General features: G+C 57.6%; 9 protein-coding genes and 5 pseudogenes. 8 read left to right on the top strand and 6 right to left on the bottom strand.

Translation table 11 applies throughout. The features are described from left to right. The first annotated feature begins 93 nt into the window (after positions 1-93). The 3 genes and pseudogenes from AO277_RS09035 (at position 94) to AO277_RS09020 (ending at position 2757) form a co-directional block, all read left to right on the top strand. A pseudogene (locus tag AO277_RS09035) lies at positions 94-1534 on the top strand (replication initiation protein). A gap of 147 nt (positions 1535-1681) precedes the next feature. Further along, positions 1682-1987 (top strand): HU family DNA-binding protein, encoded by a 306-nt coding sequence (locus AO277_RS09030; protein ID WP_044320162.1) that lies wholly within the window; start codon positions 1682-1684, stop codon positions 1985-1987. Between the two features lie 227 nt (positions 1988-2214). Beyond that, positions 2215-2757, top strand: a complete 543-nt coding sequence (locus tag AO277_RS09020; protein WP_257214207.1) for a transposase — start codon at positions 2215-2217, stop codon at positions 2755-2757. A gap of 11 nt (positions 2758-2768) precedes the next feature. Here AO277_RS09020 and AO277_RS09015 read toward each other — a convergent pair whose 3' ends face one another. From AO277_RS09015 to AO277_RS28725, 6 genes and pseudogenes are all read right to left on the bottom strand, one after another. Beyond that, positions 2769-3104 (bottom strand): hypothetical protein, encoded by a 336-nt coding sequence (locus AO277_RS09015; RefSeq protein ID WP_044320161.1) that lies wholly within the window; start codon positions 3102-3104, stop codon positions 2769-2771. Between the two features lie 14 nt (positions 3105-3118). After that, positions 3119-3454 carry a helix-turn-helix domain-containing protein gene (locus tag AO277_RS09010; RefSeq protein ID WP_044320160.1) on the bottom strand — a complete coding sequence of 112 codons (336 nt, stop codon included), beginning with the start codon at positions 3452-3454 and terminating at the stop codon, positions 3119-3121. Beyond that, the gene (locus AO277_RS09005; RefSeq protein ID WP_044320159.1) at positions 3435-3812 is read right to left on the bottom strand and encodes a type II toxin-antitoxin system RelE/ParE family toxin; all 378 of its coding nucleotides are present in this window, start codon (positions 3810-3812) and stop codon (positions 3435-3437) included. The genes AO277_RS09010 and AO277_RS09005 overlap by 20 nt, the downstream gene beginning before the upstream one ends. 86 nt (positions 3813-3898) lie before the next feature. Next, positions 3899-4432 (bottom strand): annotated as a pseudogene (locus AO277_RS09000) (recombinase family protein); the annotation flags it as partial. 46 nt (positions 4433-4478) lie between these two features. Continuing rightward, on the bottom strand, positions 4479-4796 hold the full coding sequence (locus AO277_RS28730) for a hypothetical protein (protein WP_004666924.1): 318 nt from the start codon (positions 4794-4796) through the stop codon (positions 4479-4481). Between the two features lie 41 nt (positions 4797-4837). Beyond that, positions 4838-5500: a recombinase family protein gene (locus AO277_RS28725; RefSeq protein WP_218962508.1), complete on the bottom strand. Its 663-nt coding sequence runs from the start codon at positions 5498-5500 to the stop codon at positions 4838-4840. 179 nt (positions 5501-5679) lie between these two features. On the opposite strand from AO277_RS28725, the pseudogene AO277_RS08990 reads away from it, so the two are divergent. The 5 genes and pseudogenes from AO277_RS08990 to AO277_RS08970 form a co-directional block, all read left to right on the top strand. Further along, a pseudogene (locus AO277_RS08990) lies at positions 5680-5775 on the top strand (ribbon-helix-helix domain-containing protein); the annotation flags it as partial. A gap of 31 nt (positions 5776-5806) precedes the next feature. Further along, positions 5807-6046 carry a ribbon-helix-helix domain-containing protein gene (locus tag AO277_RS08985; RefSeq protein ID WP_010216588.1) on the top strand — a complete coding sequence of 80 codons (240 nt, stop codon included), beginning with the start codon at positions 5807-5809 and terminating at the stop codon, positions 6044-6046. Next, positions 6046-6465, top strand: coding sequence for a putative toxin-antitoxin system toxin component, PIN family (locus AO277_RS08980; RefSeq protein WP_044320177.1), 420 nt, complete (start codon positions 6046-6048; stop codon positions 6463-6465). The genes AO277_RS08985 and AO277_RS08980 overlap by 1 nt, the downstream gene beginning before the upstream one ends. A gap of 3 nt (positions 6466-6468) precedes the next feature. Beyond that, positions 6469-6924: pseudogene (locus tag AO277_RS08975) on the top strand (DUF4158 domain-containing protein); the annotation flags it as partial. 4 nt (positions 6925-6928) lie between these two features. Continuing rightward, positions 6929-7189: pseudogene (locus tag AO277_RS08970) on the top strand (transposase); the annotation flags it as partial.

Raw genomic sequence — 7189 nt, 5'->3', positions numbered from 1 at the left:
GCCGATCCGCTGGCCAGCAGCACCCACCTGCCGCCTGCCCGTTTCTTCGAAGACGGCACTGCGCTCAACCGGTTATTGCTGGAAGCGCCGTACATGGCGCGGTGCAGTGACGACAAAACCGCGACNGATCCGCTGGCCAGCAGCACCCACCTGCCGCCTGCCCGTTTCTTCGAAGACGGCACTGCGCTCAACCGGTTATTGCTGGAAGCGCCGTACATGGCGCGGTGCAGTGACGACAAAACCGCGACTCGCGTCCGTCCTCGTGCGTTATCCTTACATGCAGGTCAATCGCCCCAGCATGGTGTCGTGGCTGGTGTTCGACCTCGACCATGCCAACGCCTTGGCCTGGGACGATGCCGGGTTGCCTGCGCCGAACCTGATGGTGCGCAACCGCAAAAGCGGCCATTCCCAGTTGTTCTATGCCGTGCCGTCCGTATGCACGACAGAGAATGCACGGANTTGCCTGCGCCGAACCTGATGGTGCGCAACCGCAAAAGCGGCCATTCCCAGTTGTTCTATGCCGTGCCGTCCGTATGCACGACAGAGAATGCACGGACCAAGCCGATTCAGTACATGAAAGCGATCTATGCCGCGTTTGCGGCTCGCCTCGACGCGGACGTGGACTACCACGGTGGCCCGGTTGCCAAAACACCTGGCCATCCCTGGTGGGAGACGACCGAATTTCATAGCCACGTGTACGAACTGGGCGAACTGGCGAGCGCTGTGGAGTTGACCGTCAAGCCGTGGGCCACAGGCCCCAAGCTTGACCAGGTCAGCCATTCGCGGCACTGCATCCTGTTCGAGCAGCTGCGTTATTTTGCGTACAGCATCGTCAATCGCGAGCGCGAGCTGGGTTCGTTTGAGTCGTTCATGCGCTCGCTCGATGCATATGCCTACAACCACAACAGCTTTCTAAAGCAGGGGTTTTCGGAAAACCTACCGCTGTCGTCGATACGCGCCACGGTCAAATCCGTAGGCCGCTGGACGTGGGATCGCTACACCGGTGATCGCCGTTGCCACCGAGGGGCCATGCAGCTCGATGGCAGCTTGTCGCTCACCGAACGGCAGAGCCTGGNCACCGGTGATCGCCGTTGCCACCGAGGGGCCATGCAGCTCGATGGCAGCTTGTCGCTCACCGAACGGCAGAGCCTGGCGGCCAAGCGCACCCATGAACTGCGGCACAAAGCCACAGAATCGAAGATACGCGCCGCGTGCCGACAGCTTCAAGACCAGGGCAAGGCGCTGGTACGTTCTGCAATTGCAACACTCGCCGGCGTTTCTGCGAGCACGGTGGCCAGGTATGCACACATCCTGACCAACGTGACCAAGCCTGCCACGGTGAGTGTGCTCAAGGCTGTGCCCGCTGCAAACCGAGACGCCCCCCACGGCTCACGGGAAGCGGTGAAGAGCCCTAAAAAACAGGGCCTAGCGGATCATGACCAAGGTGCTCCATATGGTGTGCATCAGATATCTGCGGTCCCGGAGGGGCCGCAAGCCGGAGAGCCCTTAACAACAGAATGAGGATGGTTCATGATGGGGAGTGAGCGTATGAATTCAGTGCGTGCTCTCTTCTCCGTCTTGCGCTGCATGGGGACTGCACTGGAGAGCGGGCCTCTTGCCTGCCCAAAGCTGACCCCTTACTCTGCAAGCCAAATGAATTTGATCTGGAAGGAACACCACCATGGCTCTGACGAAAGACCAATTGGTTGCCGGTATTGCAGAAGCTATCGATGCGCCAAAAACCACTGCCGGTAAGGCTCTTGAGCAATTGGGACAGGTCGTTGCCGATCAGCTGGTAAACGGTGCAGAAATCACTCTACCGGGCATCGGCAAACTGAAAGTGGCTGAGCGTCCAGCACGCACTGGCCGCAACCCTTCGACTGGTGCCGCTATCGAAATCGCTGCCAAGAAAGTCGTCAAGTTTGTCTCGGCCAAAGTGCTGAATGACGCGATCAACAAGGGCGGGGTCTCAGAGAACGGAAAATAAAACACGTTGAGCTGGATGCAGCTGGCGTAGCGGCCTGAACTTGGCACTGCTGCGCCAGCTGTAATCGCCGGTGCACGCTTATAAACCGCATCATTTGAAAATTCGTAGCTATGGGAGCTAGTGATTGCCTACGGAGATTGGGGCTATGTGGCTCTGTACCGCCACGAAGCGGCTGCCGATACGGTCTATATTCTGGCATTTCAGCACGAGAAGGAGGGAGGCTACTGATGAGCATGATCGAATTTCGCCGACTGGCTGAGAAGATCGACCAGCACATGCAGCAGCTTGACGCCCTAGGTGTCAGTGAACCCCATGCGATCATCAATCGCATGATGGGATACGTGCCCGACTTGCACAAAATCTTGGTCGGCATCTCAAACCAGCAACTCATCTCGCTTTGCAGCGAGTTCCCAGGATTCTACTGCTACGCCCACATCATGGAAGAGGCGTCCGAAGCCGAGCGCCATAAGGCTTCGAGGTCCTATGATGGCATGCCCGAGTTCTCTGAGAAGCACAAGCACATGGGCGAGCAACTACTTACCACAGCGGCCACGCTTGAGCGCACCTACCAAGCGTTTCATACGAGCGGCGATATCCAAGTCTTTCGGCCTGAACTCGACGAGCTGGGGCACCTGTATCAGCAATGGCTCTGCGAGCTGCACGCTTTCAAAGAGTCGCTGCGCATGCACAGTGCAGAGCCCAAGGTGTTGGAATACGTGAATACGGTTTTCGACCGTATGGACAAGCGTATCCAGCAGCTTGCAGGGTGAAGATCGATCAGTCAGGGCAGGCTTTCTGGATAGAGCACTGTTAACCGAGACAGGGTTTCTTGTACTTGTTCGAGCGAAGCCATCAGATGATCAACCTGATCCTGAATATCCACGGTTAAGTCGAATAGCTCAGCTACTCTACTGCATGATCCCTCGTTGAACGCGGCCATTGCCAGTTGATGCAGCTTCAACAGGTCGGTGCGCAGTTGCGGAGGTGCGCCGTCCGCGCCGTCATTCAAATCGCCGCGCAGCACATCCACGGCATCTACTGCACGCAGCAGTGCCGTGGTATTGAAATTCTCGGTAGTCAGTTCTTCCCATTCGTCATCGGTGGTGCATGCTGCCATAAGGAGGGCACCGGTTAAGCGGTTGCGAGCGTCAGATGTCCGATCGGCTCGTCTGCCGGCTTCACCTTGATCTCGATGTCGTAGCCGAGGCGATTAAGGCAATCCATCAACTTGCGTTCGGATAGGTTAGTGAAGTCGCCGCGCATCATGCCCGACACCTTCGGTTGCGGGATGCTCATGCGTTTGGCCGCCGCTTGCTGAGTCAGCCCAAGGGCGCGCATAGCCTTCCTGATCTCGATCACCAAGCCGGTCTTGATCTTAAGCTTGTCAGCGTCAGGCAGTCCAAGGTCTGCAAAGATGTTGCCCGAGCTGCGCTGAACCTCGACGCCTTCAATGATTCGTTTTTGCATGTCGTAGCTCCTGTGCCAATACTTCTGCCACCTTCAGCCGGGCGCGGATAATGTCCATGTCGGCCTTTGGCGTGGCGATTCCGCTCTTGCTCTTCTTCTGGAAGCAGTGCAGGACGAACACCGCCTCCGCGAACTTGACTGTATAGACCGCTCGATAGGTGCCGCCGGTATCGTCTTCGACGACCTCTAGCACGCCGGCACCACCAAACCCCTTGAGCATCTTCGCTGCATCGTCACGGTCGCCTGTCTGCGCCAACGAAAGCGCGTAACCGAAACGGCGGCGCACATCGGGCGGCAACGCCATCAGATCCCTGTAGCTGCCCGCTATCCATTCGAGCGATTTTTCTTTGTTTGTCATGGTGAGATTTTATATCTGTTCAGGTAAATTCGTAAATGCGGCTTTCTAAGTTAGCTTACCGGTGGGCTTGATCGGCATCACGCAGATCAGGAATCGGGTTTAGCCAGGTGCTGCGACCAAACACGCTTCACCTGGCTGACACTGACGCCCGCCAGCCGCGCAGTCTCTGCAATGCTACACCCGCCGCCTTTAAGGGCAATGATCTGTTCATGCACTTTAGCATTCGGCTTGCGTCCTCTATATAGACCAGCGCTCTTGGCCAAGTCGATGCCTTGCCGCTGTCGCTCTCGCCGGTCCTCGAAGTCGTCACGCGCTATTTGCAGTGCCACACGCAACAGCATGTCTTGTACGCCTTGCAACACCACCTTGGCGACGCCACTGGATGCCTCGGCCAATTCCGATAAATCGACGATTCCGGGCACCGCCAAGCGTGCGCCCTTAGCCTTGATCGCGTCCACAAGCCTTTCTGCTTCGACCAAGGGAAGACGGCTGATTCGGTCGATCTTCTCAGCGATGACGACTTCACCTGGTTGCAGGTCCTCGATCATGCGCAACAGCTCGGGACGGTCGGATCGAGCGCCAGATGCTTTTTCGCGATAGACCGCAGCCACGTAGTAGCCGGGGTCTGGGGAGCAATGGAACAGGGAAGTCAGTTAAGCCACTACGTCACCAGTACCGGTCAGTACCCTCCATGTGCACTTCGCTTTCGGAGAAGCAGTGGCGGTCGTCCGCGCCACTGGCGATGTCGCTCAGCAACTCGTTCACCGTGTCGTCCAACTCTGCATCGCTGTCGTAAGGCACCTTCAGTTCGTACTCGCCGTTCGATCGCCGCTGAGCGTCGTACTCATCGAGATAGAAGTGTTCAATGTGCTCTATCGTGCGTTTCTTACCGCGCACAAATTTACTGTTGTTCTCAATCCGCAGAGTCAGCAGGAGGGTGGCGACCTTGGTCGTGCTGATACCGGTGTTGCCATTGTCCCGCACGCCGGATGCCTTTCGCGCCGACTTCTCGTAGGCGCTGATCGCTACGCCGCGATGCCGAAGGTAGCTGTACAGCGTCCGGTGTTGCCATTGTCCCGCACGCCGGATGCCTTTCGCGCCGACTTCTCGTAGGCGCTGATCGCTACGCCGCGATGCCGAAGGTAGCTGTACAGCGTGCTCTTGGAGACGTGCAGCTTCTGCGCGATAGCGGCAACCGACAACTTACGTTCACGATACAGCGTTTCGGCAACCATCGCCGTCGCCTGCGCTCGTGGCGTCAGCCCCTTCGGCCGTCCGCCCATCCGTCCGCGTGTTCGCGCGGCCGACAGTCCTGCCTGGGTGCGTTCCCGAATCAGTTCGCGCTCAAACTCGGCCAACGATGCAAACAGATTAAATACCAGCCGGCCTTGTGCACTGGTGGTATCGATGGGGTCATTCAGGCTCAACAGGCCGACCTTGCGCTCAATCAAATTGCCCACCAGCTCTACCAAATGCTTGAGTGAGCGTCCCATCCGGTCGAGTTTCCAGATCACTAACACGTCCCCAGCTCGAACTTGGTCAAGCAGTTCGTCCAATGCGGGCCGCGCCGTTTTCGAGCCACTGGCTACATCTTGGTAAATGCGTTCGCAACCGGCGCGTTTGAGTGCATCGAGCTGCAGGTCGAGATTTTGGTCGCGCGTGCTTACGCGGGCATAGCCGATTTTCATCAAAAGTCTTCTTTACTCGTCTGGTTTCGACAATATCGAACTTTGATACGTCAAACCATTATTATGAACCTGTTGTGGGCACAGACGGCGTGTACGGCTGATCGTTTGTTAAAGTTTCGAAAAACGATCGTTTTATCGAACCATTGCAGTGTAGCGTAACAAAGCGTACAAACACCTACATGCAAAAACACCGATCAGGAGAGCACATGAATACTGTTCGCTGGAACATCGCCGTATCGCCGGATGTGGACCAGTCCGTCCGCATGTTTATCGCGGCTCACGGCGGNACACCGATCAGGAGAGCACATGAATACTGTTCGCTGGAACATCGCCGTATCGCCGGATGTGGACCAGTCCGTCCGCATGTTTATCGCGGCTCACGGCGGAGGACGCAAAGGCGATCTGTCACGCTTTATCGAGGAGGCCGTACGCGCTTATTTACTGGAACAAGCTGTCGAGCAGGCGAAGGCCGCCGCCGCCGGCATGAGCGAAACGCAGCTGACCGATCTCATCGACGAGGCCGTGCAATGGGCGCGTGAGCACTGATGCGGGTCATTCTCGACACCAACGTCCTGCTAGGCGCACTGATCTCGCCACTCGGCGCACCCGATGCGATTTATCGTGCCTGGCGCGCTAAGCGTTTCGATCTGGTGACATCAACGGCCCAGCTCGACGAGCTGCGTCGTGTAAGTCGTTACCCGAAGCTCAAGGCTATTTTGCCTGCCCACCGCGTTGGCACGGTGGTCAACAGCATGCAACGCGCCATCGTACTGGATACGTTACTGCCTCTGGCGGAGGGCATTGAAGCTGAGGATCCTGATGACACCTTTTTGCTCGCGATGGCAGTGACTGGCGAGGCTGACTACCTCGTAACCGGTGATCGACGGGCCGGGTTGCTGCAACGTGGCAGCATCGGCCGTACGCGGATCGTCACCCCGGCCACTTTTTGCGCCGATGTACTGTAACGCATGCCCGTCAGCTTCCTGTCGACCACGCAACGGGAACGCTACGCTCGCTATCCAGAGACACTTTCCAGTGAAGAACTGGCGCGCTACTTCCATCTGGACGATGATGACCGCGAGTGGATCGCCACCAAACGTCGTGACAGCAGCCGTCTGGGCTATGCACTACAACTGACAACCGTGCGTTTTCTTGGTACGTTTCTGGAGGATCCCACTGCCGTGCCAGAAGCCGTACTGCGCACCCTCGCAACCCAGCTCAATATCCCTGAGTTTGCCGATTGCGTCGCAGCTTATCGCAGAACCAGGCAGCGCTGGCAGCACACAACAGAAATCCGCGCACGCTATGGCTACCGTGAGTTCGCAGACACCGGCAATCAATTTTACCTTGGGCGCTGGCTATGCGCCCTGTGTTGGACTGAACCGCCCCGGGTTTCTCGGAGACTCCAACCTTTGAGAGGATGGAGCGATGAAAAAACTACCGAAGTATTCCCCAGAGGTCCGTGAGCGGTCCTTCCTGAGTACGAGTCGCAGTGGGCCGCCATCAGTGCCATTGCCCCCAAGATCGGCTGCACGCCCGAGACACTACGGCTGTGGGTTCGCCAATCTGAGCGCAACAGCGCCCAGCGTGATGGGCTGAGCACAGTCGAACGTGAGCGAATCAAGCTGTTGGAGCGTGAGAACCGTCAGTTGCGTCAAGCTAACGAGATCTTGCGTAAGGCCTCAGCCT

This window comes from Pseudomonas amygdali, assembly GCF_002699855.1.
GTDB lineage: Bacteria > Pseudomonadota > Gammaproteobacteria > Pseudomonadales > Pseudomonadaceae > Aquipseudomonas > Aquipseudomonas amygdali.
This window is presented reverse-complemented; position numbering and strand designations above follow the sequence as displayed.

Bases quoted from the DNA above. Each gene is read 5' to 3' on its own strand.
- AO277_RS09030 (WP_044320162.1), top strand. From the start codon at position 1,682: ATGGCTCTGACGAAAGACCAATTGGTTGCCGGTATTGCAGAAGCTATC.
- AO277_RS09020 (WP_257214207.1), top strand. From the start codon at position 2,215: ATGAGCATGATCGAATTTCGCCGACTGGCTGAGAAGATCGACCAGCAC.
- AO277_RS09015 (WP_044320161.1), bottom strand. From the start codon at position 3,104: ATGGCAGCATGCACCACCGATGACGAATGGGAAGAACTGACTACCGAG.
- AO277_RS09010 (WP_044320160.1), bottom strand. From the start codon at position 3,454: ATGCAAAAACGAATCATTGAAGGCGTCGAGGTTCAGCGCAGCTCGGGC.
- AO277_RS09005 (WP_044320159.1), bottom strand. From the start codon at position 3,812: ATGACAAACAAAGAAAAATCGCTCGAATGGATAGCGGGCAGCTACAGG.
- AO277_RS28725 (WP_218962508.1), bottom strand. From the start codon at position 5,500: ATGAAAATCGGCTATGCCCGCGTAAGCACGCGCGACCAAAATCTCGAC.
- AO277_RS08985 (WP_010216588.1), top strand. From the start codon at position 5,807: ATGAATACTGTTCGCTGGAACATCGCCGTATCGCCGGATGTGGACCAG.
- AO277_RS08980 (WP_044320177.1), top strand. From the start codon at position 6,046: ATGCGGGTCATTCTCGACACCAACGTCCTGCTAGGCGCACTGATCTCG.